The organism is Catenulispora sp. EB89 (assembly GCF_041261445.1).
Lineage (GTDB): Bacteria > Actinomycetota > Actinomycetes > Streptomycetales > Catenulisporaceae > Catenulispora.
Genome location: NZ_JBGCCU010000009.1, coordinates 57,396 through 83,563 on the forward strand (window position 1 = coordinate 57,396; position 26,168 = coordinate 83,563).

Here is a 26,168-nt window from a genome sequence, read left to right on the forward strand (position 1 = left end):
GTTGCCAACGATAATTGAAGAGTCCTGATGGGCCTCTCTCTTGAGCCCGGCTCCCTGGCAACTGGGAGCCGGGCTCAAGAGCTCCTGAAATCGATGTTCCAGCGCGGACCAGTAATCAACAAACCTCGGCTGGACTACCGGCTGCCATTCGCCGGAACGATCCACCCCGTCGCCGACCACACAGTCGTGTACGTGGACTTGTTCACCGAATCCAGCTTCAGATATGTCAGCTGTGTCTTGTCCGAACCGCCGGACTGGCAGAAGCCGTCGCCCACGTGCAGATCCACGAAGCGCACGTTGGGTTGGATGGGGTTGCGCGACACCGCCGCGTTGCAGGCGGCCGCGTCGGGCGTGCCGGTGATTGCGGCGACCTGGCCTGCGAAGTCGAGGTAGCTGGTGTTGTCCAGCGGGTTGAAGCACGCCAGGGTGATGTCGCCCCACACCTCGCCGCCGGGCAGGTAGGTCCATACCTTGGGGCCCGCGGCGCTGAAGTCGGCGCCTGCCGGGTTGTAGCTGACGTTTTCGCCGTCCATCTGGCAGCTCGCCCCGGGCAGCGTGAAGGACGCCGCCTGGTAGCTCACCGTGTATGAACTGCCGGGAGCCGGTGGCGATGTGGCGTTGTGTCCCGCGCTGCTTCCGCCTTTGGCCAGTGCGGCGGGAGGTGCCGTCAGCGACGTGGAACCCTGCGCCGTGGGCTGGTCGGCGCTGCGCGGCCACACCCACGCGACGACAGCGACGATCGCGCTGACCGTGGTGGCCAGGGCGCTCAGCGCTTTCCATCGTCTGTCCGACACTTTCGCCTCCTTTGTCGGGCGATCCGTCCGCCGGATGAACGGCGCCAACTGGTACTGACGGACCATGTCAGGTAGTTCCACGGATTCGTCGTCCGTGCCCTGCGCCATAGCCTCGTCAAGGTATTCGGGGCCTTACAAGGGGGAGACGATGAGAAGTGATGTGGCCCGCGTGCGGGCGGGCCGGCGTGGTGCGGCGGCGGGGCTGATCCTGGCGTTCGCGGTGGCCGTGGCCGGTTGTGGCGGGGGAGGGAATTCGGGTTCGACGACGTCGCGCGGAGGGGATGCGGCGGCCGTGACGGATCCGGTTTCCTGGTACGGCTACGGGCCGGCGCCGGATCCGCACATCACCTATCAGCCGGACGTGGTGATGATCGGCGGGGGGCCGAAGGCCATCCGGTCGGCGTCCTCGGACGGGCTCACCTGGACGCTCGACGGCTCCGCGAAGGGGGTGTCGGATCTGCAGCCCGGCAAGGTGATGCTCGCCAGCGCCAGGGCGGCGGGGCGGGTCGTCGGGATCCAGCACCAGGGGTCGGACGTCGCGGTGACCGTGGCGCCGGTGTCGCTGACCGACGTCGTCAAGGACGGCCATCTGACGATGGACCAGCCGCTGGATCTGGGGAGCATGCTCTACCAGCAGATCCCGGACGAGCCGGGGGCGTTCGTCGATCTGAAGACGGCGTCGGGGGACGCCTCCGGGGCCACGCCGACGGACGGGTCGAGTTCGCCGACGGACGGTTCCGACACGGCGACCGATGGCTCCGGCACGCCGACGGATTCGTCCACTGACACGCCGCCTGCGGATACGTCCACTGATACGCCGACTGATACGCCGACCGATACGCCGACCGACACACCCACGGACACGTCGAGCACTGACGCGGGCGCAGCAGCGGACACCGCTTCGTCGGGCGACACCGCAGGCGACACGTCAGGTGACACCGCGTCCCCGACCGACACCGGCTCGGCGACCGACACCGGCTCCGCGACCGACGCCGCCGCCGCGGACGGCACCCGCGTCATCAAGCTCCCGCCGGTCGACCTGGCCGCGGCCGTCGCCGCGTCCGGCGGCAAGCTGCCGCCGCCCGGCGCGTCGGTCAAGAACGACCCGAACGCCAGCTCCGCGGTCAGCGTCGGGAACTTCGAGGTGTCGCCCTACCGGGACGGCAAGAACATCGGCTTCACCGCGACCTACAGCCAGGGGCTGAAGCTCTCCTTCGACTTCAGCCTGGACGCCAGCACCGCGGCCGTGCACGCCGACGTGCCGATCTCCGGCGGCCAGGTCTCCTCCAACTCCCAGATGTTCATCAGCGGCATCAAGGCCGTCCGGGTCAAGCTCCAGGCCGGCAGCGCCAACGGGTTGGCGGACAACAAGAAGGTGCGGATCCAGCTGCCGATCGACCTCGGCTCCGAGCTCATCCCCATCTACGGCATCCCGACCACCATCGCCATGAAGATGACGTTCATCGTGGACACCGGCTTCAGTGCGAAGAACTCGACGCTCACCGCGTCCGGCACCATTCCGCTGAGCGGCAACGTCGGCTTCGGCGGTTCGGGTGCCGCGGCCAGCGGGTCGCCGGCCGGCGGACTCATCAACTCGCTGTCCGGCAGTTCGGTGGGAGTCAACGCCGTCGTCGTCGCGGCGAACGTCAAGGCCAGTTGGGGTCTGGGCTTCGCCGCCGCGATGGCCGGTCCCTATGCCAGCCTGACGTTCTCCGCCGGGTTCACCACCGGATCGAGCATCGGCATGCTGCCCTGCAAGAGCGTGACCTACAAGGTGACGGTCGGCGGCGGCGTGGGCCTTTCGGTCTCCTCCGATGCGATCGACGGGTTCAAGAAGGCCCTGGTCGCAGCAGCGCCGAATGCCACGGCGTGGCTTGGCAAATCGCTCGGCACCGGCGTCAGCAAGGACTTCCCGACGGTCACCGCGCTCAGCCAGACCGACTACTACCCCAAGGTCAACGGCTGCAATCCGAGCTCGTAGCGGTCGCATAGCGGTCGTATCAGGGGTCGTCTTCACACAACCCCAGCCTCCCAGAATATCGGAGTAGTCAACGTCTCCATAACCCGGTTCATGGAATCGTTGCGGAGACGACACGGAATCTCCATCTGGATTCAGTGTGCTGAGTCGGGGTCCAGTGATGGTCTGGACCCCGCCCCCTGATACGGGATCCGCGCCCCCTGATACGGGCGCGACACAGCCGCAGAAGGAGATCACCCCTTGATGAACGCCCACACGTTCCGCAAGACCGCCATGCTCGCCGGCTTCGCCCTCGCCGCCACGGTCGTCGCCTACCCGGCGCACGCCGCGACCGGCACCTACACGCCGTTCGTCTTCGACCAGACCTCCGGCGGGCAGCCGACCATCTACAACTTCATCGACTCCGCGACCACCAGCCTCGACATGACCATGTACGAGCTCGAAGACACCACCGCCGAGCAGGACCTGGTCAACCTGCAGGCGGCCGGCGTCACCGTCCGGGTGATCCTGGACCAGGCCGAGCAGTCGAAGAACCAGGCCGCCTACGACGCCCTGACCAACGGCGGCGTCAGCGTCGCGTGGTCCTCGACCTCGTTCGTCTACACCCACCAGAAGACGATCACGGTGGACGGCGCGCAGTCGATGATCCTCAGCGGCAACCTGACCTCGCAGTACTACAGCACCGGCCGGGACTACGGAGTCGTCGACAGCGACTCCACCGACGTCTCCGCGATCGAGGCCGTCTTCAACGCCGACTTCTCCGGCAGCGACATCACCCCGAGCGACGGCGACAACCTGCTCTGGTCGCCCACCGACTCGCAGTCCCGGCTGCTGTCGGTGATCAACGGCGCCACCTCGACCCTGGACATCGAGGAGGAGGAGCTCAGCGACTCGGCGCTGGTCAACGCGGTCGTGGCCAAGGCCCAGGCGGGCGTGGCCGTGCGCGTCGTGGTCGAGGACCCGTCGTCCTGGAGCAGCGCGGTGAACAAGATCAAGAACGCCGGCGGCTCGGTCGTCGGCTACTCCGGCACCACCGGCCTGTACATCCACGCCAAGGCCGTCGTCGCCGACTACGGCCAGTCCGACGCGGCCGTCGAGGTCGGCTCGATGAACTGGACCTCGAACTCGCTGAACAACAACCGCGAGCTCGGCATCATCCTGACCGACACCGGCGTCGAGAACACCATAGAGACCCAGTTCAGCTCGGACTACTCCGGCGGGACCGCGCAGTAAGCGCCACAAGCGCAGAACGAGCGGTAACCCTCGCCGCGTTCGCGACCGCCGATCGGCGGCAGCGAACGCGGCGAGCCCCGCGTGCGGGTCCGCCGGTCGATCTGGTGGAGGCCTTCGCCATGGCCCTGCCGATCCACGTGATCTGCGAGGTTCTGGACCTGCCCGTTGAGGACGCGCCCAAGCTACCTTCGGCTACGGACCGCCCTACTGCCTCGGAGCGCACCTGGCGAGGGTCGAACTCCAGGTCGCGTTCCCGGCGCTGTTCGGCAGGTTCCCCGACCTGAGCCTGGCCGTGCCCGCGGAGTCGCTGCGATGGTCGACGTCGACGCGTATGCGGGCCCTGCGAACACTGCCGGTGACGTGGGGGAGTGGCTGACGGCACCAGATCCGGCGCACCCTCACACCGGCAGCTCGAACCGCCCGAACACCCACGTACCCGGCGCGGCGGGGTCGTCGCCGGCCCAGAACTGTCGCCACAGCGCCCGGAACTCCTCGTGCGAGAGGTGGCCGTCGCCGTCGAGGTCGAGGAGGTCGAAGATCTCGTCGGTGTCTGTGGGGCGGCCGTTCCAGGCCTCGATGAGCTGGCGGTACTCCGCGCGGGAGATGTGGTTGTCGGCGTTCTCGTCGATGGCCTCGAACATGGCGTCGGCGGTCGCGTCCATTGCCTCGGTCATGGTCGGCAGGGCGTCGACGACGGTGAGGACGTCGTCCAGGCCGACGTGCGTGTCGTCCGCTGCGGCCGCGCTGAGTGCGGACCACCAGCCCAGCATGATCGCCTGGAGGCGGTCGGCGCTCCCGGTGTCGGGCCGGGCTCCGCGCACCGTGGTCCACCTCGCCGCCAGTGCCTCGAAGTCGGCCTTGATCAGGTGGCCCCGGCGGTCTGTGTCCATCGCGGTGAAGACGCCGGCGACCTTGTATCGCTGGAAATCGCTCGCCATGGGGTCATGGTGACTCCGCATCAGAGCCACCAGAATCATTCCCGCGTCAAACCCCGCTATCGAGTGACACCGTCAGGCGAAGTCGCTGGCGCCGACGTCGGCGTCGGCGTCGGCGCGACCAACGAAGCCCCGGTCCCGTTGACGATCTCCTGCAACGCCGATACATGCCGCTCGAACGCCCCGCGCCCCGCACCCGTCAGCCGGGCCGACGTCCGTGGCCGCTTGCCGACGAAGGCCTTGCGGATCTCGACGTAACCCACGTCAGCCAGCGTCGTCAGCTGCTTCGACAGCGCCGAGTCCGACAACCCGAGGCTGTCGCGCAGCACTGCGAAGTCCGCCCACCCGGTCGCCGCCAGGAAGGCGACCAGGGACAGCCGGGTCGGCGCGTGGATGAGCTCGTCGAACTCGGGCGTGGTCATCGCCGGCTCCCGGACCGGCGCAGCAGGACAGCCGTTTCCCACCGCACCAGCAGCTGCCCGCCGACCGCGAACAGCACCGCGCCGACCACCGTGGCGATCGTCGCCGGATGGGCGACCCCGGCCGCCTTCAGGCTCAAGCCGGTCGTCAACGTCACGCCGAGCAATACTGCCACGAAGCCCGCCACCGCCATCAGGGTCCGGCGGGTCGAGCCCGGGCCCGCCAGGTCGCGGCGCGGCGCGGCGGCGCGGGCCCTGCGGGACACCGGGAAGTCGATGGCGGCCGCACAGGCCGTGTAGCCGGCGACACCGATCCAGACGACCGCACCGTGCCCGGACTCCAGGGACGTCGCGAGTGCGATGGTCAGGGCCGCGTGCGCCCACCAGTACCAGCGCGGGAAGATCTTTCGGCGGATCACCTGCTCGCGGCGGCGGTCGATCTCCGCGAGGGCACGCGCGGCGTCGGCGGCGTCCAAGGGGTGCGCGGCGTTCATGTTCGAAGTCGCGGCTGTGGGCTCGATGCGGTCCTTCGTGCGGTCGTTCGTGTGCTCATTCGTGTGCTCATTCGTGTGCTCGTTCATTTTCCCTCCCCGACATTACTTTCCCATCAGGAAAGTAGCCCCCTGACTCCCGCCGCGCAAGGGTTTCGCGCCACTACCGGGCGTTCAGGTACGGCTGGCATGCTGGGCCGCTGAGACAGCCCGCCAACCGAGGGAGTGATCGTGGTCCATCGACACGACGACAACGACGCGGTGATCGATCCGGCCTACACCAAGCGCCTGGGCTGCGTGAACGTGCCGAAGAACAAGATGCCCGACCAGGAGACGTCGCCCCAGGCCGTCTACCGCATGATCCACGACGAGCTGCTCCTGGACGGCAGCTCCCGCCTGAACATGGCCACCTTCGTGACCACGTGGATGGACCCCGAGGCCGAGAAGCTCATGGCCGAGACGTTCGACAAGAACATGATCGACAAGGACGAGTACCCGCAGACCGCGGAGATCGAGCGCCGCTGCGTCAACATCGTCGCCAACCTCTTCCACGCGCCCTCGACCGGCGACGCGATCGGCGTGAGCACCATCGGCTCCTCCGAGGCGGTCATGCTCGGCGGCCTGGCGATGAAGTGGAAGTGGCGCCAGCGCCGCGAGGCGGCCGGCCTGAGCACCGACCGTCCGAACCTGGTGATGGGTTCCAACGTGCAGGTGGTGTGGGAGAAGTTCTGCCGCTACTGGGACGTCGAGCCGCGCTACGTCCCGGTCGCGCACGAGCGGTTCACCGTCGACGCCGCCGAGACGTTGACCTACGTCGACGAGAACACCATCGGCGTGGTCCCGATCCTGGGCACCACGCACACCGGCGAGTTCGAGCCCATCAAGGACATCCACGACCGGGTCGTGGCCTACAACGCCGAGCACGGCACGGACATCGCGATCCACGTGGACGCCGCCTCCGGCGGGTTCGTCGCGCCCTTCCTGCACCCGAGCCTGGAGTGGGACTTCCGGCTGCCGCAGGTGAAGTCCATCAACGTCTCCGGCCACAAGTACGGCCTGACCTACCCCGGCATCGGCTTCGTCATCTGGCGCGACGCCGAGGAGCTGCCCAAGGACCTGATCTTCCACGTCAACTACCTCGGCGGCGACATGCCGACCTTCACGCTCAACTTCTCGCGCCCCGGCAACCAGATCGTCGGCCAGTACTACAACTTCATCCGGCTCGGCCGCGACGGCTACCGGAAGGTCATGGAGGGGCTGCGGGACACGGCGAGGTTCCTGGCCGACGGCATCGCGCAGCTCGACGCCTTCGACGTGATCAGCGACGGGACCGACATCCCGGTGCTGTCGTTCAAGCTCACCGACCCGAGCAAGTACACGGTCTTCCACGTCTCCGACGAGCTGCGGCGCGACGGCTGGCAGGTGCCGGCGTACACGATGCCGCCGAACGCCGAGGACATCGCGGTGCTGCGCATCGTGGTGCGGGAGGGCTTCAGCCTGGACCTGGCCGAGTCGCTGCTGGTCGCGCTGCGCAAGGCGGTCACGCGGCTGAACACCACGCCGCCGGCGCACGAGGCGGAGTCCGGGTTCGCGCACACCTGAGGGGGCGCCGCGCGCCAGGTGTCTTCCCGGCCGGCCACCGGGCCGACCGACCAGCGTCCGACGGGCCGACAGGCCGACCGACCAGCGTCCGACGCCGGGCCGACCAGCGCCCGGCGCCGCGCCGGCCGGCCCGTATCAGCATTCGATGATCATGGGCTACCCTGGCCCGACGACCAAGGCGAAGGGGGAGCCAGGCATGGAGGACACCGACACCGCACCGGGGTTGGGGGACGACGGCTTGACGCCGGGCTGGGCGCCGCCGCCGGTCGACGCCATCGACACCGCCAAGGCCCACCCCGCGCGCATCTACGACTGCCTGCTCGGCGGCAAGGACCACTTCGAGGTCGACCGCCAGGCCGCCGAGGTCGTTCTCAAAGCCCTGCCAGGGGCGCGCGAGATGGTCCGGGAGAACCGCGCCTTCCTCGGCCGCGCCGTCCGCCACCTCGCCGAAGCCGGCATCACACAGTTCCTCGACATAGGTACCGGCATCCCCGGCCCCGGCAACACCGGCGACGTCGCGCGCTCGATCCGTCCCGACGCCCGCGTGGTGTACGTGGACTACGACCCGGTGGTCGCCGTCCACTCCCGCGCCCTGCTGGCCGGCGCCGACCCCGAGCTGACCGCGATCGTGGTGGCCGACGTGCGCGACCCCAAGTCCATCCTGGACTCCCCGGCCGTGGGCGAGGTCCTGGACTTCGAGAAGCCGATCGCCGTCCTGATGGTCGCCCTCCTGCACTTCATCAAGCCCGAGGAGGACGCGCACGGCATCGTCGCCACGTTCCGCGACGCCCTGCCGCCCGGCAGCGCGGTGGTGATCTCGCACGGCACCGACGGCGGCGACCCCGAGACCTCCGCCGAGGCGCGGAAGGGCTGGGACAACGCGACGTCGCAGTTCACTGTTCGCGACCGGGACGACATCGTCGCGCTCTTCGACGGGCTCGAGTTGGCGTTGCCGGGCGTGGTGAACGTGCCGTTGTGGCGGCCGGAGGGGGCGGTGCGCGAGGACTGGGCCGACATCTGGTTCGACGGGGGCGTGGGGTTCAAGCGGTAGCATTCGCGGCTTCGGGGTTCGCGAGTGCGGTGCGAGTGATGCTGAAATACCGTCGAGTCCGTATGGATGGAACAGGCGAATTCGACCGCGTCGGCTGACAACCGCCACACGCGCCCCTGGAGCAACACAACTGCTCTCTCCTTTCCTGGAATCACCAGGTGAGCGAGGAGGTGTGGAATGGAAAGCGAATCCGTCGCCGTCGGTGACAGCGTCGCCGGGCTACCCGCGAGCCGGTATGCGCGCCTGGTCGAGCGGTGCCGCCGCAGCGTCGTGGCGAACGTGTGGCGCGGGGGCGTGCAGATGGAGCTGCTTCGACGTTCCATGGCGTTCGCGACGCTGGGCCTGGTCGCGCTGGTGCCGCTGCTCGTCGTGGTGGCGGCGATCGATCCGTCCTCGCAGCAGGGCTTCGGGCAGTGGGTCGCCGACGGGATGGGCCTGCCTCGCGACACGGCCGCGCCGGTGCTGCGACTGTTCTCCACGCATCATCAGGAAGCGCGGCAGATCAGTGTCCTGGGATTCGCCCTGCTGGCGGCGTTCGGGCTGGCGTTCGTGACGGATGTGAAGCTCGGTTACGAGCGGATCTGGGATCTGCCGTCGCAGTCGTGGCGGCAGGCGTGGCGCCGGGCGGTGTGGCTGGCGGTGATGGTCGGCTACCTCGCGTTCGAGGTGGAGAGCGGCGTTCTGCTGAGCCACGGGGCGTTGCAGTCGGCGGGGCGGATCGTCATCTTCGCCTCGGCCGCGCTGCTTTTCTTCTGGTGGGGCCAGCATTTCCTGCTCGGCGGAACGGTCCCGTGGGGGTGGCTGCTTCCGGGCGCCATCGCGACCGTCGCGGGCCTGAGCGGCCTGCGGTTCTTCTCGACGCTGGTGTTCACCCCGATGATCGTCTCCAGCGCGCACGACTACGGCATGGTCGGCGTCGTCCTGGTGGTGCTGTCGTGGCTGATCGGCGTGGGATTCGTCATCTTCGGCGGAGCGCTGGCCGGGCGGTACTACTGCGAGCGCCTGGCCGAGCGGCGCGCCGTTCGGGAGCCGGTGGCGTGCGGACCGTTTGAATCCGCGAACGACGGGCAGCAGGACGGTTCGTCCGAGGAACCGTGACGACCCCGATCGCTGAGGAGGACACCATGACGGCTTGGATCCGCGTCTACCCCGGCTCAGCGCTGCCGCGCCGCCTGACCGCCGACGACGTCGAGTACCTGGACGGCGCGATGCGGCACGCCTACGGGGTGTTCGCCGACGATCCGGTCACCGGCCTGGACCTGGCCCGGACGATGGCGGCGAGCGTGCTGAACCTGCGCGGCCTGGACGCCGACACGCTGCTGCGCCCCTTCCACGCTTCGCAGGGTGCTGATCGGGCGGAGGTCCTGCAGACGATGGGCGCGCTGGCCGCCGCCATCGACCGGATCGCGGTCGACGGGGCGTAAGCCGACGCCGCCGCACGTCGACGGGGCGTAAGGGGAACCACCATGAGGGGAACCACCATGCAGAAGGTCTCGCTCGAAGCTCTCTCCCGCCAGCACCTGGAGCGCGCCGCGGCCTCGTCCACCGGCCGCAGCTCGCAGACGGTCTACGGCGGCCACGAGCGGGTGCTGCGGCAGACGCTCATCGCGCTGCGGGCCGGCAGTGTGCTGGCCGAGCACGAGAGCCCGGGCGAGGCGACGGTGCTGGTGCGGCGGGGGCGGATCCGCCTGGTCGCCGACGACGCGTCGTGGGACGGCATGGCCGGCGACCTGCTCATCGTGCCCGACTCCAGGCACAGCTTGGAGGCGGTCGAGGACGCGGTGATCGTGCTGACGGTGGCCAAGGTGCTGTGAGGCGGGATGCCCGGGCGCCGTCCACCGAATGCCGCATCGCCGGCGCCTGAACCTGCCTGAACCTGCCCTCGCGGCTATTCGGACCCGTCCGCAGTGGTCACGGCAGCCGGCTGCGCTGGTTGCGCTGGCTGTGCCGACTGCGTCGGTTGCCCCGGCTTCGCCCCCAGCGCCGCTGCCCGCGCACGCAGCCGCGTCGCCACCCGCACCAGCCGCCGCACCGGCCACCACAGCACGGCGACCAGCACCGCGAACGGCAGCAGCGTGCCGCCGACCACCAGCACCACCTTCATCGTGCCCGTGAACGCCTGCCACCCGTCGTGGAGGCCGCGCTGGAGCGCGTTCTGGTGCTTCGCCACCGCCGGGGCCGGCGCCGGTGTCTGCGGGACGAGGAACGTGACGGTGATCGTGGACAGCGACACCTGGTCGTTCAGCGTGGCCAACTGTGCCTGCATCGACTCCAGGTCGGCCTCGCGCCGCGACAGCTCGCCTTCGAGCGAGACCACGTCGGAGAGGTTCGCAGCGTTCTTCATCAGCTCGGTGATCCGCGCGATGCTCGCCTGCTGTGCGGAGATGCGGGTGGTGGTGTCGACGACCTGCGAGGTGACGTCGGAGGCGTTGCGTGTCTCGTCCTGTACGGTTCCGCCGTTGCCGAGCTGGCCGATGACCTTGTCGAACACCGTCGACGGCACGCGCAGCGTCACCGTGGACTGCGTCAGGCCCTGCACGTCCGGCACGGTCCCCGACTGGGAGTTCTCGCCGCCGACGAACCCGCCGTTGCTCGCCGCGAGCGTCTCGGCGTTCGCGGTGGCGCCCGCGACGTCCTTCGTGCGGACGGTCAGGGTGGCCGTGTAGACGATGCTGCGTCCCGCCACCGGCGCCTTGGCCAGCGAGTTGTTTCCCGAGGCGGGCGCTGCTCCGGCGCTTGGGGCCGTATCGCCCGGCGCGCCGCCGCTACCGCCGGCGGCACCGTTCGCGCCGTTGAAGCCCATCGCCGGGCCGGCGGCCGCCTTCGACGACGCCGCCGAATTGCTGTCGGCGTTGGTGCCGCACCCGGCACTGAGGCCGATCGCCACGACCACGGCCAGGACCGCCGCCATCCGCCGTGCTTGAGCGCTCTGATTCATCACGGGACTGGGACGGGGGCGTGCACCGGGCGGTTCCGCCCGCGCGCTCACGGTTCGGTGACGGATCGGTTTCGGGATGGTGCAGAGAGTGCGGGGCCCGCTGCCGGTTTCCTGCCGGGATACGCGTGGTTTCACGGGTTCGGGCGCGCGCCGGGCTCCGTAGCGTTCTCCGTGGACGCACCGCCAGTGGCGCCTGGCGATCAGTACGGGGTCGGGGGGCGCTTTTCACCCCGGCTGGCGGTGCGTCTGATGCGCCACCCCCGGTTATCCCCACCACGCGCCGACGCGCGATCGAGGTCGTCGGCGCCGTCGAGTAGCCGTCGAGCAGACGTCAGCCGCGCAGAAGCGTCATCGGCCCACCCGAAATGCGCGTTATGTGAGTCCTCCCTAAGCTCGGGGATCATGCAGGCGGAGAAGGCCAGGCTGGCGGCGGCCGACGAAGGACGCGTCCCCTGGCGCGCGTGGGGCCCGTACCTGGCCGAGCGCGCGTGGGGGACGGTGCGGGAGGACTACTCGGCCGGCGGAACGGCGTGGGACTACTTCCCGCACGACCACGCCCGCTCCCGGGCCTACCGCTGGAACGAGGACGGGCTCGCCGGCATCTGCGACGACCGGCAGTGGTTCTGCTTCGCACTGGCGTTCTGGAACGGCCGCGATCCCATCCTGAAGGAACGTCTGTTCGGGCTGGCCGGCCCCGAGGGCAACCACGGCGAGGACGTCAAAGAGTACTGGTGGTACCTGGACTCCACGCCGACGCACTCCTGGATGCGCTGGCGCTACCACTACCCGCAGGACACCTTCCCCTACTGCGACCTGGTGGAGGAGAACCGGGCCCGGGGCCAGGACTCGCCCGAGTACGAACTCGTCGACACCGGCGTGTTCGACGAGGGCCGCTACTGGTCGGTGACCGTCGACTACGCCAAGGCCGGCCCGCGCGACATGTGCGTCCTGATCAAGGCCGAGAACCGCGGGCCGCAGGAGGCGACGCTGCACGTGCTGCCGACGCTGTGGTTCCGCAACACGTGGGCCTGGGGACTCGCCGACCACGGGGACTTCCCGGTCGTCCGGGGCGAGGGGTCCCAGCTGATCGGCGACCACCTGTTCGTGGGCCGCGTCGTGCTGTCCGGGGACGGGACGCCGACCCCGCTGGCGTGCGACAACGAGTCCAACGCCCGATTGCTGTGGGACACCCCCGGCAGGTCGCACTACCCGAAGGACGGCATCAACGACCACGTCGTGCACGGCGCGGAGACGGTCAGTCCCGACTGCAGCGGCAGCAAGGCGGCGCTGCACTACGTGCTGACCGTGCCGCCGGGGGAGTGCGCCGAGATCCGGCTGCGGTTGACCGCGCAGGATCCTGAGGGCCCCGACGACACCGGGCAGACCGCCAAACCCGCGACCGCGCACTCGCAGCCGCACCCCGCCTCGGGCAAGCACCCGGACCTGGCCGCGCGCCCGGCCCCGGACCTGGGCTCCGGCTTCGACACCGTCCTCGCCGCGCGCCAGGCCGAGGCGGACGAGTTCTTCGCCGACCTCACCCCGGCCAGCTGCACCGCCGACGAGGCGCTGGTGCTGCGTCAGGCCGTCGCCGGGCTGCTGTGGTCGAAGCAGTACTACCACTACAACACCGCGCGCTGGCTCAAGGGCGACCCGCTCTACCCGGCCGAGGGCAGCCGCGAGCAGGGCCGGAACGCGCGGTGGTGGCACCTGTCGGCGCGCGACGTCATCGCGATGCCCGACGCGTGGGAGTACCCGTGGTTCGCGGCGTGGGACCTGGCCTTCCACGCCGTGGCGCTGGCGCGCGTCGACCCGGCGTTCGCCAAACAGCAGCTGGAACTGCTGCTGGAGGGCTGGTATCTGCACTCCTCCGGCCAGATGCCGGCCTACGAGTGGAACTTCGACGACGACAACCCGCCGGTCCACGCCTGGGCCGCGCTCCAGGTGTTCCATCTGGACGGCGCGCGCGACTTCGCGTTCCTCAAGCGGGTGTTCCGCAAGCTGCTGATGAACTTCACCTGGTGGGTGAACCACGCCGACCCCGACGGCGACAACGTCTTCAAGGGCGGCTTCCTCGGCCTGGACAACATCGGGCCCTTCGACCGGCACTACGGCCTGCCCCCGGGGACGCTGCTGCAGCAGAGCGACGGCACAGCGTGGATGGCGATGTACTCGCTGAACATGATGGAGATGGCGCTGATCCTGGCCCGGCAGGACAGCACGTACCACGACCTCGTGCCGAAGTTCTACGAGCACTTCGCACTGATCGCCGAGGCCGCGTACCGCATCGGGCTGTGGTCGGAGGAGGACGGCTTCTTCTACGACGTGCTCCGACTCCCCGACGACGGCCTCGTCCCGGTCCGCGTCCGCTCGGTGGTGGGCCTGCTGCCGCTGGCCGCGGCGACCTCCGTCCCGACCTCGAGCCTGCGCTCGATCACCGCCCTGGCGAACCGCGTCCGCTGGTACCAGTCGAACCGGCCGGAGTACACCGAGCACCTCGGCGACGACGCGGGCGGCGCCGGCGGCGGGCACCGGCGGCTGCTGGCGATGGTCGGCCCCGAACGCCTGCGCCGCCTGCTCACCCGGATGCTCGACGAGGACGAGTTCCTGTCCGGCCACGGCCTGCGCGCCCTGTCCCGCGAGCACCACGACCACCCCTTCTCACTGGCCGTCGGCGGCATGCGCTACACACTGGAGTACGAGCCCGGCGAATCCCGCACGGTGATGTTCGGCGGCAACTCCAACTGGCGCGGCCCGGTGTGGTTCCCGGTGAACTACATGCTCATCGACGCCCTCGACCGCTACCACGAGTTCTTCGGCGACAGCTGGCGCACGCCCTTCCCAGCCCCGGACGGCCCCCCGGCCACGCTCCGCCAGATCGCCAACGACATCGCGCACCGCCTGGTGTCGCTGTTCCTGAAGGACGCCGACGGCCGCCGCCCGGTGTTCGGCGACGTGAAGCTGTTCCAACACGACCCGGCGTGGCACGACCTGATCCCGTTCTACGAGTACTTCCACGGGGAGACCGGCGCCGGGCTCGGGGCATCGCACCAGACGGGCTGGACGGCGCTGGTGGTGAATCTGATCCTGCGGCGGCAGGAACCGCGCAAGCCCCCTTCGGTGTAGGGGGTGTCCGGCGATCAGCCGGGCCGGCCACGCGGTTCGTCGGGTCCGACCGGACCATGCGGGGGTTTGGTTCTGGGTCCCTCGCCGCGTCGACGGGCGAAGCCAACCTGGCCGGGCTGGTGGTGTCCAGCCGAACGAGGCCTGACCACAGCAGCAGCGATGCGGCTGGACACCGCCAGACCGGACTGGTTCCGTTTACGGCGACGACGCGGCGAGGGACCCAGAACCCGGCGACCACAAGCAGTACCGCCACCGGCCAACGCGGCGCCAGCAACAGCGTGAAGTAGAGCCGAACAGTCGCGGGCCGCCGCCAAACAGCAGGTCGCGCGGGTCGCCCCCTCGCTGTAGAGTGCCCGCCGGAGGCCTCGAGGCGCCCACCAAACGCGGCAGGCAGCCGCCCACATGACGTGTGCGCAGTGACTCGGACCTGTGCGTGCTCTTGCCTGCGAAAACCGCCGGTCGCCAACGCACCACTCACTGACCTCAACCGCTGCGCGGTCGTGTTTATGACAACCGCCAGCCGCCAACGCACCACAGCAGAGACCTGAACTACTGTGCGGTCTTGCCCGCGAAAACCGGCGGCCGCCAGACCAAGCGCGTGCGCAGTGACTCGGACCCACGCGTGGTCGTGGACGCGAAAACCGGCGGCCGCCAGCGCGCCGCCGCAGAGACCTGAACTGGTGCGTGGTCTTGTCCGCGAAAACCGGCGGCCGCCAACGCGCACCGCCGCAGAGATCTGAGCCGGTGCGTGGTCGTGCCCATCAGAACCGCCAGCCGCCAACGCACCACAGTAGAGACCTGAACTACTGCGCGGTCTTGCACGCTGAAACCGCCAGCCGCCAGCGCAACCCGCCGGGCACAACCGAACTGCGTCCCCTAGCGAGGTCACCAAACCTTAGGCGAAGCCGTAAAAATCGCCTGTAAACCCACACGTCTACCGCACCGCGGCAACTTATCGCACACCCCACCTGACACACCCCACCCGAAATCAGCACCACTCCCACCGCGGGCCACCCGCCCGCCTCCTCGCTCCCCTTGACAAGAAGTCAAGCAAATGTTTGAATTCCCGCCATGGCGACAGAGAAGACCGACCTGCGCCGGGAAGCCGGCCAGCGTACCCGCGACGGTCTGATGTCCGCCGCTCTGGAACTGCTCGCCGACCGGGGCCAGGAAGGTGTCACGCTACGCGAGATCACTGACAAGGCCGGTGCGAACGTGGCGGCCGTGAGCTATCACTTCGGTTCCCTCAGGGCGTTGTGCGATTCAGCGATCGAACACGCCCTGGAGAGCTACCTGGACGAGCAGATCCGCGCGATCAGCGCCCTCGGCCCCGCCTCCACGATCGACGAGCTGGCTGAGGCGTTCGCGCTGCCGATGGTGCGGGCGATCGCGGCGGGTGGCCGCGACCGGGACGTGATGCGGACCGTGGCGCGCGTGGCCATCGATCCGCCGGAGAGCTGGGAGCGGCTCACCGCCAAGTTCGAGCTCTCGCGGCGGGACGCCATGCGGGTGCTGGAGGCGAACCTGCCCGGCGTCAGCGGCGAGGACCTGGTGTTCCGGATCCGCTGTGCGGCGGGCATCCTGAACTGGCTGGCGCTGGCGCCGATCGGTGCCGAGCTGGCGACGCAGCCTGTTGAGGAGATCGCGCGGAAGCTGCTTCCGGTGGTGGCCGGCGCTTTCCACGGGTATTCGTCAATGTCCTGATACTTCAGCGAGTCCGCGTGACCTTCGCCAGGGCGCGGGGCGCGTCGGGGTTGAGGCCGCGGGCCATCGTCACGTGGTAGGCCAGCTGTTGCAGCGGCAGGATCTCCAGGATCGGGGACAGCTCCTCGGGGATCCCGGACGGCAGGGTGAAGCCCGCGGAGGCTCCGGCCATGTGCTCGTCGGAGCCGATCACGACGAGGTCCGCGCCGCGTTCCCGCAGGCGTTCCAGGACCGGCTCCAGTGCGGTGCCGTCTGCGCCTTCGGCGGCGATGGCGATCACCGGGGAGATGTTGTCGACCATGGCCAGCGGGCCGTGGAGGAGGTCCGCGCCGGAGAAGGCGTGGGCCGGGGTGTAGGACGTCTCCATCAGCTTCAGCGCTGCTTCGCGGGCGGTCGGGTAGGAGTAGCCGCGAGCGGTGAGGACCAGGCGGGAGGCGAAGCGGTAGCGGCCTGCGAGCTCGGCGACCTCTGCCTGGCGGGCGAGTGTCGCGGCTGCCAGTTCCGGGAGCGGCTTGGCTGCGGAGCCGTCGCCGCCGCGGAGTGCGTCGACGAGGAGCCAGAGGGTAAGGAGCTCGGCGGTGTAGGTCTTGGTCGCGGGCAGCGCGAGTTCCGGGCCGGCCAGGACGTCCAGGTCCAGCTCCGATGCCGCGTTCACGGGGGATCCGGCGACGTTCGTCACGGCCAGCGTCAGGCCGCCGCATTCCTTGGCCGTCTCGGTGGTGGCGACGAGGTCGGGGGAGCCGCCGGACTGCGAGACCGTGATGCACAGGACGTCGGTCAGGTCGGGGCGCGCGTGGTAGGCGGTCGTGGTCGACATGGAGGTCAGGCCGACGGGGAGGCCGAGGGTGATCTCCATGAGGTACTTCGCGTAGTAGGCCGCGTTGTCGCTGGTGCCTCGTGCGGTCAGGAGGACGAAGCGGGGGGCGGCGGCGCGGATCCGGTCGGCGACCTCGCGGATCCGGGGAAGTCCCTTGGCCAGGATGCGTTCCAGCACCTCGGGCTGTTCGGCGATCTCGCGTGCCATCACTTCGCCGGGCAGGACTTCGTCGGTGTCGTTCACACCGAACACGGTAGACGGCAGGCGGCTCGGGTGTACGGTCCGATTCTGTGACGGAAAACCAGTCCAATCGGTCCAGGCGGTCCGGCCAGTCCGGCCAGTCCAGCCAGTCCAATCACGGGTTCGAGACGCTGCTGGTGCCCGACGAGTACGGCCCCGGGCCGCTGCACGCGCGGCTGCGGCGGGCGCTGCGGGCGGCGATCGCGGAGGGGCGGATCGCGCCGGGGAGCGTGGTGCCGCCGAGCCGGTTGCTGGCCGCTGACTTGGGATGTTCGCGGTGGGTCGTCACGGAGGCCTACGCGCAGCTCGCCGCTGAGGGGTACTTGGAGGCGCGGAGCGGGTCGGCGACGCGCGTGCGGCGGGGGCCGGCTGATCGTCCGCAGGAGGTGGCCCGGGAGTCGGTTTCGGCGGGATCGCCGCTGCCGCCGCGGTTCGACTTCGACCTCTCGCCCGGGCTGCCGGACCTGCGCATGTTCCCGCGCAAGCGCTGGATCGAGGCGTTGCAGCACGCGATGCACGACGCCCCGAACGCCGACTTCGGCCACGGCGACCCGGCCGGCCACCCGACGCTGCGCGCCACGCTCGCCGAGCACCTGACGCGCTCGCGGGGCGCGGCGGTGGTGGCGGAGCACGTGACGATCTGCGGCGGCACGACGGACGGGCTGGTCAGGATCCTGACGGCGATGCGGCGCGCGGGGCACACGGCGCTCGGCGTCGAGGACCCGGGGTGGGACTGGCCCGCGACGCGTGCGCTGATCGCCGGCGCGGGCCTCACGGCGGTCCCGATCCCGGTCGACGGGCACGGCCTGCGCGTGGACGTTCTGCGCGAGACCCCGGCGGTGCGCGCGGTCCTGGTCGCACCGGCGCACCACTTCCCGACCGGCGTGGCACTGGCGCCGGACCGGCGCAGCGACCTGATCGCGTGGGCGCGGGACGTGGACGGCCTGGTGCTGGAGGAGGACAAGGACTCGGAGTTCCGCTACGACGGCCGCCCGGTCGGGGCGCTGCAGGGGATGGCGCCGTCGTACGTCGCACTGCTCGGCTCGCTGAGCAAGACGCTCGCCCCGGCACTGCGGATCGGGTGGATCGCGACGCCGGCGCGGTGGACGGCGGCGCTGCCGGGGGCGCGGGTGCCGGCGAGCCAGTGTGCTGCGATAGGGGCACCGAGCCTGGATGCCGACGATCACGCAGCCCATCTGCCGGCCGACTCCGCAGCGCACCCGCCAGCCACTCCCGCCGCCCCACCCCCGACCCTCGACCAACTAGCCTTCGCCCACCTCATCCGCTCCGGCGCCTTCGACCGCCACCTCCGCACCGCGCGCCGGGCCTACCGCCGTCGGCGCGACGCGTTCGTCGCCGAGCTCGAGCGCCTGCTGCCCGAGTGCCCGGTGTCGTCGGCCTCCGCCGGGTTGCACGTGATCCTTCGCGTCCCCGGCGTGCCGGCGGCAGTGGTGGTCGAAACGGCCGGGGCGCGCGGGCTACGCGTCGGGAGTATGGCTGAGCACCGCTCTGAGCTGGATGTTCGCGAGGATCGGTTGGTGCTCGGCTACGGCACCGTGGCCGACAGCCAGGTGGCCGCCGCGGTGTCGGCGCTGGCCGGGGTCGTTTCCTCCGTCGTGAACGAACTTCATTAGTAAACTTTCCTAATAGGTCTGGACTGACGCCCGGACCCGCCCCTACAGTGCTCCACGCGAGCTCGCACCTGTACGTGTACCTGCACCGCCGCACCAGCCGGCCGTCGACAGCGGCCGGTTCCCTTCACGCCGGCCGCGGCATGGCCGCGCCGGAGTATCTGGAGCGTCAGATGCGAGTTTCCCTTCGTCCTGTCCGCGTGGGCAGGCACCTGCTGGTCCCGGCGCTGGTCCCGGCCCTGGTCGCCGCGACCGTCGCCGGCGGGCTGTGCGTGGTCGGTGCGACCGCGCCGAGTGCCGGCCCCGGCCCCCGTGTCGCGCAGCACCAGGCGTTCGCGCCGGTGGCCTGGGCGGCCGGTGGCGGGCTCACCGCCGACCAGCGTCGTCGGGCCGATCAGCTGATCAGCGTCTTCGAGAACAGCACCACGACCCTGCAGTACGCCTACGCCGAGAACATCAACGACGGGCGCGGCGTCACCGCCGGGCGCGCCGGCTTCACCACCAACGACGGCGACGCGCTCAAGGTGATCCAGGCGTACGACGCGATCTCGCCGGGCAACGTCCTTGAGCCCTTCATTCCCGAGCTGCAACGGCTCGCCGCCGCCGGTTCCGGCGACACCTCCGGCCTGCCGGAAGCCGACTACATCGCGGCCTGGAAGCAGGCCGCCACGGACCCGGTCTTCGACCAGGTCCAGGACGACCAGGTCGACCAGCGCTACTTCAACCCGGCGATGGCCGACGCCGACCAGCTGGGCCTCACCACGGCCCTGGCCCGCGCCGAGCTCTACGACGCCTCGATCCAGCACGGCAACGACAGCGGCAACTACGACGCGCTGCCCGCGCTGATATCCCGCACCAACGCGGCGGTCGGCACCCCGGCCACCGCCGGTGAGTCCGCATGGCTGGACGCGTTCTTCAACGTCCGCATCGACGACCTGCGGAACCCGGCGAACAGCGCCACGCAGGCCGAGTGGTCGCAGTCCACGGACCGGGTGGAATGCCTGCGGCGCATCGCCGCGACCGGCAACTACAACCTCGACGGGCCGTTGAACATCACGGCGTTCGGTTCGTCGTACACCATCAACTGATGAGCGTCGAGGCATGAGAACGGGCTACTGAGAAGCAGGCGGGGGGATCGCGCAGGAGTCAGCCGCGCGATCCCCCCGCTCCCCGCGAGTGTTACGCAGGGGCCTGAGAGCACCATGAAGATCTCCTTGATGCAGTAGCCAATGGGTAGCGGCTACCCGCGAGGACCAATGGTTCCCATCGGGTATCGTTGCAGCATGACGACCGTTGCCACCTCCGCGCACAAGGCCCGCGGCACTCACGGATCCCACGGCGCCGCCGGCACGTGCGACGACCCCAAGAGCGTCTACCTGGCCGCCTGCCCCTGCCGCGACATGCTGGACATCCTCGCCAACAAGTGGAGCGCGCTGGCCCTGGGCGCCATGGAGGACGGCCCGCAGCGCTTCAGCGCACTGCGGAACCGGCTGCAGGGCGTGAGCCCCAAGGTGCTCACCCAGACCCTGCGGCGGCTGGAGGACAACGGTCTGGTCAGCCGGGAGATCTTCGCCGAGGTGCCGGTGCGGGTGGAGTACAGCCTGACGCCGCTCGGCGAGGAGGCTTGCGTGCCGCTGGCGCAGCTGCGCACGTTCGTGGAGCTGAACATCGACCGGTTCCCCGGCGCGGTCTGAGGCTGTCCTGCCCATCAGCGCTGTCAGCAGTAAAGGTGCCGCACAGCCTCACGAGGCTGTGCGGCACCTTTCTGAGCTGTCAGAACTCTGTCTTGCCGACTCAGTACACGCAGGGAATCCCGTTCTGCGAACTGGCATCCACCGCGCCACCGCTGTTCAGCCCGTTGCCGGTGTCCCCGCCGCCCGAGCCGCCCGAGCCACCTGAGCCGCCGGTGGTGCCGCCGGTCGAGCCACCGGTGGTCGAACCGCTCGACGTGGCGCCGCCGGTCGGGGTGCTGCCCTCGGTGAGCTTCGACTGCTTGAAGTCGTTCCCCACCGTGACCACGATGTTGTTCGCCTTCAGCGAGCTGCTGGCGACCGGTACCGTGCCGGTGCCCATCGCGTCGGCGATCTTCTGTGCCTCGTCCTGACCGCCGGCGCCGTAGCGGATCACGGTGTGCTTGATGTTGCCGCCGTTCCCGGTCTTGGTCACCGGCACGCCGGTCTTGTCCATGATGAACGACGACAGCTTTAGCGCCAGTCCCGTGCTGTTCGTGCCGTTCTCCACCGTGATGGTGTCCTTCGGCGGGGCCGGGGCTGACGGGGTCGACGGGGCCGCGGGCGCCGACGACGACGTCGTGGTCGGCGGCGGGGCGGGCGTCGCGTCCTTGGTGAAGGTCGAGGCGAAGACCGTCTTGATCGCGGCCGGGTCGACCGTCAGCGCGTCCTCGCCCTTGACCTTGGTCGTACCGGTCGTCGGCAGCGTGATGAACTGGGCGTTGCCGCCGGTCAGGTTCGAGGCGCTGGCGGCGAAGTCGAGGACGTTCCAGTTGTCGTTCTTGTCGATGACGATGTCGTTCGACACCACCTGCAGCAGCGAGTTCATCTTGCCCAGGTCGCCGAACAACCCCTCGCTGCGCAGCTTCGCCATCACCGAGGACAGGAACGCCTGCTGGCGGTGCGTGCGGTCCAGGTCGCCGTTGGGCAGGTGGAAGCGCTGACGTACGAACTGCAGCGCGGTCGCCGCGTCGATCGTCGACACGCCGGCCGGCAGGTTGATGCCGGTGCCCGCGCCGTCCTCGATCGGGTCGTTGGCCGGCGCCTTGAGGCAGACCTGGATGTTGCCGATCGCCTTCACGATGTCGTAGAAGCCGACCAGGTTGACCTCGGCGAAGTGGTCGACGTGCTGGTTGGTCAGCTCCTGCACGGCGGCGATCGTCGCCTCGCGCCCGACCTCGCGGCTCTTGGCCTCCAGGTCGGACTTGTTCGTGATCCCCGCGGCCCGCAGCTTGGTCTCGGCATAGGCCTTGGCGTCGCCGTAGGCCTCCTTGATCTTGCCCTTGCCGTCCGACGGGAAGGTCGGCACCTGCGAGATCGTCGAGGAGCCGCCCGGCCGGTCGACGTCGCTGTCGCGCGGGATCGAGTACGCCGTGACCTTCCCGCCGTTCGCGGGTATGTGCATGAAGATCAGGACGTTGGTGTTGTACCCGCCGATCGCCGAGGACCCGGCGTGCAGTTCGTCCTCGACCAGGGACGTCGGCAGGTCGTTGCCGTTCATGTCCTTGCGCGAGTCCAGGCCGACCAGCAGCAGGTTGATGTCGTTACCCAGGTGCTTGGGGACGTAGCCGCCCTCGCCGGGCTTGGCCGCGTTGGTCGCGTCGGAGGTGTGCAGGCTGTCGTTCAGGCTGCTGTTGACGTACCAGATCGAGCCGGTCGTGATGAACACGGCGGCGCCGACGACTCCGGCCAGTGCGCGGCTGACGATCAGGCCGGTGGCGAGTGCCTTCTTGCCCGGACGGCCGCCGTCGGCGCGGCCGCCATCGGGACGGCCGGCGTCGCGGCGGGACCGGCCCGGCGGGCGCGCCTCCTCGGCGGCGTGGAAGTCGTCGGCCTCGTCATAGCCCTGATAACCCTGACTCTCCGGTGCGGCGTAACCACGCTCTGCCGGGTAACCACGCTCTGTTGGGTAACCCCGTTCCGGGGGATAGCCCTGGTCATAACCCCGGCCCTGGTCTTCGCGGGGGCGCCCGCGCTCCGGCCCGGCAGCGCGGTCCCAGGGCATGGGATCGGGTTGCTGCTGCCCGTACTCGTCCCCCCGCCGCCGACGCCCCTGGCGCGGGTCGTCCTCGCCGTAACCCTCCGGCCGCCACTCATCGGCCACGCCGGGCCCCCTTCTTCTTCCGCTCCTGGACCGTCCCCCAGACGGCCACCAAACCCATCACCACTGCGCAGACCGCTATCACCGGGAACGTGTGCGTGGTGGCGTGCACCAGCCCGACTGCCTCTGCCTTGGTGCCCTCGTAGGGCGGGTTGCGCCACTCCAGCTCGGCCACCGCGCCGACCAGCCAGATCACCGGCGGCAGCGCGGGGATCAGGTACCACAGCCAGTTGGACGCGGCCGCCGCGGCGGCGAGGCCGGCCGCGAGCACGCAGACCACGGCGAAGCCCGGGCCGTAGTAGTTGCCCAGGATTTTGCCCACGATCGCGGCGAGCACCGGGCCCAGCCCCACGGCGGCCGCCGGCAGCCACCCCGGCATCCCCGCCAGCAGCGGCGGACGCCCCGAACCCGACCCCGGCTCGTTCGGGCCGGCCGGGGCGGGGGCGCCGCGGCCCTCGGAACGCGGCGCCTGCCGACGGCTGCCGCCGGGACCGCCGGGACCGCTGGTGTAACTGGGACCGCCGGGGCCTGGGTTCGCGCCGGCACGCCGTGGAACGGGCGGACGGGGTTGCGAGCCTGATGGGCGGCGCGTCTGGGGTGGCATGGGACTCCGAAGTCGAGAGAGGGCGAAAGCCGAACCGGTTGATGCTCACTACTTGGACGCCGCAGCCCACCCTCAGGTTCGTCACAGACTCGCTACAACCGGAAGCTGCGACCGACCCGCGACCGACCCGCGACGAACCCGCGACGAACCCGCGCCGGCGGGGTAAGGGGTAATACGCGAGCCTTTCGAGTGCGTGTAACCGAACCGGGTGATCGCAACGTCTGGACGAGCATAGACGTGAATACGGATCGGGAGGGCGGGCGTTGATGAGGCTCGGACGCCGAAGCGGTGGACCAGCGAAAATCCCGGAATCGGCGCCTTCTGCCCGCGGCGGCCTGCGTCAACTACGAACGATCATTGCTGTATCGACCTTGTCACTGTTGGTGACAGTGGCCGGATCCACTGGCTATGTCTACCTGCACCTCGACCACAACATCCACACCGCCGGCGACCTGAACACGCTGCCGGACCGGCCGCCGGTGCTCGTTCCGCCGCCGACGACGAGCACGAGCGGCAGCAGCGCCCCGGCTCCCAGCACGTCCAGCACCGCGCCTCAGGGCCCTCCTATCAATATTCTGCTTCTAGGCTCCCAGACCCGTGACGGACAGGCGGGGCAGTTCGGCGACTCCAACTCCACCGGCAGCTTCGGCGGCTCGGACGGCACCGACCTGTCCGACACCTCGATGCTGCTGCACATCTCCGGCGACCGGCAGCACGCCATCGTGGTCTCCATCCCGCGCGACACCCTCGTCGACCGGCCGACGTGCCCCGCCCGCGACGGCAAGGGCACGATCCCCGGGCAGCAGCGGGCGATGTTCGACGCGTCGATGAGCCTCGGCGGGCCGTTGTGCGCGGCCGAGACCGTCGAGCAGTACTTCCATGTCAGGGTCGACCACTTCGTGCGGCTGGACTTCAACGGCTTCCGCAAGATCGTCACCTACCTCGGCGGCGTCGAGGTCTGCATCCCGCCCGGCGGCATCAACGATCCGTTCAGCCACCTCAACCTCCCGGCCGGGCGGCAGGTGGTCACCGGCGACGAGGCGCTGGCGTTCGTGCGAGACCGGCACGGCCTGGCCGGCGGCAGCGACCTGGCCCGCATCGAGATGCAGAAGATGTTCCTGACCTCGCTGATCACCAAGATCGAGGACTCCGGGACGCTGAACGACGCGGGCAAGCTCTACCAGCTGGCGAACACCACCACGTCGTCGATCACCACCGACGACGCGCTGGGCTCGGTGTCGGCGCTGCTGGACCTGGCGAGCGAGGTGCAGGACATCAAGCCGCACGACATCGACTTCGTGACCATGCCGACGGTGCAGGACCAGATCGATCCCAACCGGGTCGATCCCGCGCCGGACGCCGAGACGCTGTGGGCGCTGATCCGGAGCGACCAGGCGCTGGACGGGGCGTCGACGGCTGCGACGACGGCGACGCCGGCGAGCTCGGCGACGACCGCGACGGCACCCGCGACTCCGACCCCGACCGGCGACGCCACGCCGAGCACCGATGCCGGAACGCCGACGCCGACGCCGACTCCTACTAGCACTGGGACGACTCCTTCGCCGACCGGACCCCCGTCCCAGGCGTCGTCGGCGACAGCACCGTCCTCGGGCATAGCGACCGATCTCCAGGACCGGCCCGCCGACGCGGACATCTGCTCCAACCTCCCGGCGTCCAATCCCTATGCCGCAGACGGGTCCTGAACTCCCGGGCTCAACCCCGGCTCACCCGATGGTGTTCCGGTGGGCAGGCGGCGTGCTCGGTGCGTGAGAAGATTTCAAGGGTGATCCGAGCCAGTGACATCGAGCAGGCGGCCGAGGTGCTTCGCGCCGGAGGCCTGGTGGCCCTCCCCACCGAGACCGTCTACGGCCTGGGGGCCGACGCCGAGAACCCGGCCGCGGTGGCGCGCGTCTACCTGGCCAAGGGGCGTCCGCCCACGCATCCGCTGATCGTCCACCTCGCGGGCGCCGACCAGCTCGACGACTGGGCCGACGGCGTGCCCGATGCGGCGCGCCTGCTGGCCGAGCGGTTCTGGCCGGGGCCCCTGACGCTGGTCCTGCGGCGGGGGAGCCGGGTGCCGTTGGAGGCGACCGGCGGCTTGGAGACGGTGGCGCTGCGCGTGCCGAACCATCCGGTCGCGTTGGAGCTGCTGAAGGCGTTCGGGGGAGGGATCGCGGCTCCGTCGGCCAACCGCTTCGGCTCGGTGAGCCCGACCACCGCCGAGCACGTCCGGGCCGAGCTCGGCGACGCCGTCGACTTCGTGCTCGACGGCGGCCCCTGCGAGGTGGGCGTCGAGTCGACGATCGTCGACGCCACCGGCGACACTCTCAGCATCCTGCGACCCGGCGGCGTGACGCGCGAAAGCCTGGAGGCGGCGCTGGGCTCGCCGCTGTCGGTGCCCGAGGCCAGTCCCGTTCGGGTGCCGGGTCAGCATCCCTCGCACTACGCGCCGCGCGCGAAGGTCGTCCTGGTCCGGCCGGACGAGGTCGTCGCGGAAGCCGGACGCGCGCAGGACGAGGGCTACCAGGTCGGCGTGTTCCTGCCGCCGGCGTTCGCCGATGCCCCGGTGAAGGCGCACGCAGTGGTGCAGGTGCCGGACTCGGAAGCCACGTACGCGCACCACCTCTACAACTACTTGCGCGAACTCGACGAGCAGGGCTGCGACCTGATCATCGCGTCGCTGCCGACGGAGTCGGGGCTGGGGCTGGCGATCGCCAACCGGCTGCGGCGCGCGGCGGGGCCCCGGGACCTTACTGCTTGACCTGCGTAAATGGGGG

At 70.0% G+C, this 26,168-nt stretch carries 22 protein-coding genes; 14 read left to right on the forward strand and 8 right to left on the reverse strand.

The genetic code is table 11. From position 1 onward, the window contains the following. Positions 1-134: 134 nt before the first annotated feature. The gene (locus ABH920_RS20705) at positions 135-794 is read right to left on the reverse strand and encodes a hypothetical protein (RefSeq protein WP_370350696.1); all 660 of its coding nucleotides are present in this window, start codon (positions 792-794) and stop codon (positions 135-137) included. Between the two features lie 148 nt (positions 795-942). On the opposite strand from ABH920_RS20705, the gene ABH920_RS20710 reads away from it, so the two are divergent. Both ABH920_RS20710 and ABH920_RS20715 read left to right on the forward strand, forming a co-directional pair. Then, positions 943-2,775, forward strand: a complete 1,833-nt coding sequence (locus tag ABH920_RS20710) for a hypothetical protein (RefSeq protein WP_370350697.1) — start codon at positions 943-945, stop codon at positions 2,773-2,775. A gap of 240 nt (positions 2,776-3,015) precedes the next feature. Then, the gene (locus tag ABH920_RS20715) at positions 3,016-4,005 is read left to right on the forward strand and encodes a phospholipase D-like domain-containing protein (protein ID WP_370350698.1); all 990 of its coding nucleotides are present in this window, start codon (positions 3,016-3,018) and stop codon (positions 4,003-4,005) included. A gap of 398 nt (positions 4,006-4,403) precedes the next feature. Here ABH920_RS20715 and ABH920_RS20720 read toward each other — a convergent pair whose 3' ends face one another. From ABH920_RS20720 to ABH920_RS20730, 3 genes are read right to left on the reverse strand one after another with little or no spacing between them, the layout of a single operon-like run. Further along, positions 4,404-4,943: an EF-hand domain-containing protein gene (locus tag ABH920_RS20720; protein ID WP_370350699.1), complete on the reverse strand. Its 540-nt coding sequence runs from the start codon at positions 4,941-4,943 to the stop codon at positions 4,404-4,406. Between the two features lie 56 nt (positions 4,944-4,999). Then, on the reverse strand, positions 5,000-5,362 hold the full coding sequence (locus ABH920_RS20725) for a winged helix-turn-helix domain-containing protein (protein WP_370350700.1): 363 nt from the start codon (positions 5,360-5,362) through the stop codon (positions 5,000-5,002). Next, the gene (locus ABH920_RS20730; protein WP_370350701.1) at positions 5,359-5,940 is read right to left on the reverse strand and encodes a hypothetical protein; all 582 of its coding nucleotides are present in this window, start codon (positions 5,938-5,940) and stop codon (positions 5,359-5,361) included. Before ABH920_RS20730 ends, ABH920_RS20725 begins: the two co-directional genes overlap by 4 nt. A gap of 138 nt (positions 5,941-6,078) precedes the next feature. Here ABH920_RS20730 and ABH920_RS20735 point away from each other — a divergent pair, with 138 nt between their 5' ends. The 5 genes from ABH920_RS20735 (at position 6,079) to ABH920_RS20755 (ending at position 10,317) form a co-directional block, all read left to right on the forward strand. Continuing rightward, positions 6,079-7,452 (forward strand): glutamate decarboxylase, encoded by a 1,374-nt coding sequence (locus ABH920_RS20735; protein WP_370350965.1) that lies wholly within the window; start codon positions 6,079-6,081, stop codon positions 7,450-7,452. Positions 7,453-7,648: 196 nt separating this feature from the next. After that, positions 7,649-8,503, forward strand: a complete 855-nt coding sequence (locus tag ABH920_RS20740) for an SAM-dependent methyltransferase (RefSeq protein WP_370350702.1) — start codon at positions 7,649-7,651, stop codon at positions 8,501-8,503. Positions 8,504-8,680: 177 nt separating this feature from the next. Further along, positions 8,681-9,601: a YhjD/YihY/BrkB family envelope integrity protein gene (locus ABH920_RS20745; protein ID WP_370350703.1), complete on the forward strand. Its 921-nt coding sequence runs from the start codon at positions 8,681-8,683 to the stop codon at positions 9,599-9,601. Further along, the gene (locus ABH920_RS20750) at positions 9,598-9,927 is read left to right on the forward strand and encodes a hypothetical protein (protein WP_370350704.1); all 330 of its coding nucleotides are present in this window, start codon (positions 9,598-9,600) and stop codon (positions 9,925-9,927) included. Before ABH920_RS20745 ends, ABH920_RS20750 begins: the two co-directional genes overlap by 4 nt. 57 nt (positions 9,928-9,984) lie before the next feature. Next, positions 9,985-10,317 carry a cupin domain-containing protein gene (locus ABH920_RS20755; protein ID WP_370350966.1) on the forward strand — a complete coding sequence of 111 codons (333 nt, stop codon included), beginning with the start codon at positions 9,985-9,987 and terminating at the stop codon, positions 10,315-10,317. Between the two features lie 74 nt (positions 10,318-10,391). Here the strand turns inward: ABH920_RS20755 and ABH920_RS20760 are convergent, their stop codons facing one another. After that, on the reverse strand, positions 10,392-11,441 hold the full coding sequence (locus tag ABH920_RS20760; RefSeq protein WP_370350705.1) for a DUF4349 domain-containing protein: 1,050 nt from the start codon (positions 11,439-11,441) through the stop codon (positions 10,392-10,394). Positions 11,442-11,843: 402 nt separating this feature from the next. Between ABH920_RS20760 and ABH920_RS20765 the strand changes: the two genes are divergently transcribed. Both ABH920_RS20765 and ABH920_RS20770 read left to right on the forward strand, forming a co-directional pair. Next, a complete protein-coding gene (locus tag ABH920_RS20765) occupies positions 11,844-14,564 on the forward strand; it encodes a glucosidase (RefSeq protein ID WP_370350706.1) in 2,721 nt (906 codons plus the stop codon). Positions 14,565-15,635: 1,071 nt separating this feature from the next. Next, positions 15,636-16,268 carry a TetR/AcrR family transcriptional regulator gene (locus tag ABH920_RS20770; protein WP_370350707.1) on the forward strand — a complete coding sequence of 211 codons (633 nt, stop codon included), beginning with the start codon at positions 15,636-15,638 and terminating at the stop codon, positions 16,266-16,268. 4 nt (positions 16,269-16,272) lie between these two features. Here the strand turns inward: ABH920_RS20770 and ABH920_RS20775 are convergent, their stop codons facing one another. Next, the gene (locus tag ABH920_RS20775) at positions 16,273-17,292 is read right to left on the reverse strand and encodes an SIS domain-containing protein (RefSeq protein ID WP_370350967.1); all 1,020 of its coding nucleotides are present in this window, start codon (positions 17,290-17,292) and stop codon (positions 16,273-16,275) included. An 83-nt stretch (positions 17,293-17,375) separates the two neighbouring features. Here ABH920_RS20775 and ABH920_RS20780 point away from each other — a divergent pair, with 83 nt between their 5' ends. From ABH920_RS20780 to ABH920_RS20790, 3 genes are all read left to right on the forward strand, one after another. Beyond that, positions 17,376-18,959 carry a PLP-dependent aminotransferase family protein gene (locus ABH920_RS20780; RefSeq protein WP_370350708.1) on the forward strand — a complete coding sequence of 528 codons (1,584 nt, stop codon included), beginning with the start codon at positions 17,376-17,378 and terminating at the stop codon, positions 18,957-18,959. Between the two features lie 197 nt (positions 18,960-19,156). After that, positions 19,157-20,044 (forward strand): chitosanase, encoded by an 888-nt coding sequence (locus ABH920_RS20785; RefSeq protein ID WP_370350709.1) that lies wholly within the window; start codon positions 19,157-19,159, stop codon positions 20,042-20,044. Between the two features lie 312 nt (positions 20,045-20,356). Then, the gene (locus ABH920_RS20790; protein WP_370350968.1) at positions 20,357-20,650 is read left to right on the forward strand and encodes a winged helix-turn-helix transcriptional regulator; all 294 of its coding nucleotides are present in this window, start codon (positions 20,357-20,359) and stop codon (positions 20,648-20,650) included. 100 nt (positions 20,651-20,750) lie between these two features. Here the strand turns inward: ABH920_RS20790 and ABH920_RS20795 are convergent, their stop codons facing one another. Both ABH920_RS20795 and ABH920_RS20800 read right to left on the reverse strand, forming a co-directional pair. Continuing rightward, positions 20,751-22,790 carry an LCP family protein gene (locus tag ABH920_RS20795; RefSeq protein WP_370350710.1) on the reverse strand — a complete coding sequence of 680 codons (2,040 nt, stop codon included), beginning with the start codon at positions 22,788-22,790 and terminating at the stop codon, positions 20,751-20,753. Next, positions 22,780-23,166, reverse strand: coding sequence for a hypothetical protein (locus ABH920_RS20800; RefSeq protein ID WP_370350711.1), 387 nt, complete (start codon positions 23,164-23,166; stop codon positions 22,780-22,782). The genes ABH920_RS20795 and ABH920_RS20800 overlap by 11 nt, the downstream gene beginning before the upstream one ends. A 614-nt stretch (positions 23,167-23,780) precedes the next feature. On the opposite strand from ABH920_RS20800, the gene ABH920_RS20805 reads away from it, so the two are divergent. Beyond that, on the forward strand, positions 23,781-25,094 hold the full coding sequence (locus ABH920_RS20805) for an LCP family protein (protein ID WP_370350712.1): 1,314 nt from the start codon (positions 23,781-23,783) through the stop codon (positions 25,092-25,094). A gap of 80 nt (positions 25,095-25,174) precedes the next feature. Beyond that, complete coding sequence (locus ABH920_RS20810; RefSeq protein WP_370350713.1) at positions 25,175-26,152, forward strand: L-threonylcarbamoyladenylate synthase; 978 nt, start codon at positions 25,175-25,177, stop codon at positions 26,150-26,152. Positions 26,153-26,168 lie beyond the last annotated feature (16 nt).

What these genes read in the sequence shown, in the direction of transcription:
- ABH920_RS20710 (WP_370350697.1), top strand. Translation starts at nt 943, where the DNA reads ATGAGAAGTGATGTGGCCCGCGTGCGGGCGGGCCGGCGTGGTGCGGCG.
- ABH920_RS20715 (WP_370350698.1), top strand. Translation starts at nt 3,016, where the DNA reads ATGAACGCCCACACGTTCCGCAAGACCGCCATGCTCGCCGGCTTCGCC.
- ABH920_RS20720 (WP_370350699.1), bottom strand. Translation starts at nt 4,943, where the DNA reads ATGGCGAGCGATTTCCAGCGATACAAGGTCGCCGGCGTCTTCACCGCG.
- ABH920_RS20725 (WP_370350700.1), bottom strand. Translation starts at nt 5,362, where the DNA reads ATGACCACGCCCGAGTTCGACGAGCTCATCCACGCGCCGACCCGGCTG.
- ABH920_RS20730 (WP_370350701.1), bottom strand. Translation starts at nt 5,940, where the DNA reads ATGAACGAGCACACGAATGAGCACACGAATGAGCACACGAACGACCGC.
- ABH920_RS20740 (WP_370350702.1), top strand. Translation starts at nt 7,649, where the DNA reads ATGGAGGACACCGACACCGCACCGGGGTTGGGGGACGACGGCTTGACG.
- ABH920_RS20745 (WP_370350703.1), top strand. Translation starts at nt 8,681, where the DNA reads ATGGAAAGCGAATCCGTCGCCGTCGGTGACAGCGTCGCCGGGCTACCC.
- ABH920_RS20755 (WP_370350966.1), top strand. Translation starts at nt 9,985, where the DNA reads ATGCAGAAGGTCTCGCTCGAAGCTCTCTCCCGCCAGCACCTGGAGCGC.
- ABH920_RS20760 (WP_370350705.1), bottom strand. Translation starts at nt 11,441, where the DNA reads ATGAATCAGAGCGCTCAAGCACGGCGGATGGCGGCGGTCCTGGCCGTG.
- ABH920_RS20765 (WP_370350706.1), top strand. Translation starts at nt 11,844, where the DNA reads ATGCAGGCGGAGAAGGCCAGGCTGGCGGCGGCCGACGAAGGACGCGTC.
- ABH920_RS20770 (WP_370350707.1), top strand. Translation starts at nt 15,636, where the DNA reads ATGGCGACAGAGAAGACCGACCTGCGCCGGGAAGCCGGCCAGCGTACC.
- ABH920_RS20775 (WP_370350967.1), bottom strand. Translation starts at nt 17,292, where the DNA reads ATGGCACGCGAGATCGCCGAACAGCCCGAGGTGCTGGAACGCATCCTG.
- ABH920_RS20790 (WP_370350968.1), top strand. Translation starts at nt 20,357, where the DNA reads ATGCTGGACATCCTCGCCAACAAGTGGAGCGCGCTGGCCCTGGGCGCC.
- ABH920_RS20800 (WP_370350711.1), bottom strand. Translation starts at nt 23,166, where the DNA reads ATGCCGGGGTGGCTGCCGGCGGCCGCCGTGGGGCTGGGCCCGGTGCTC.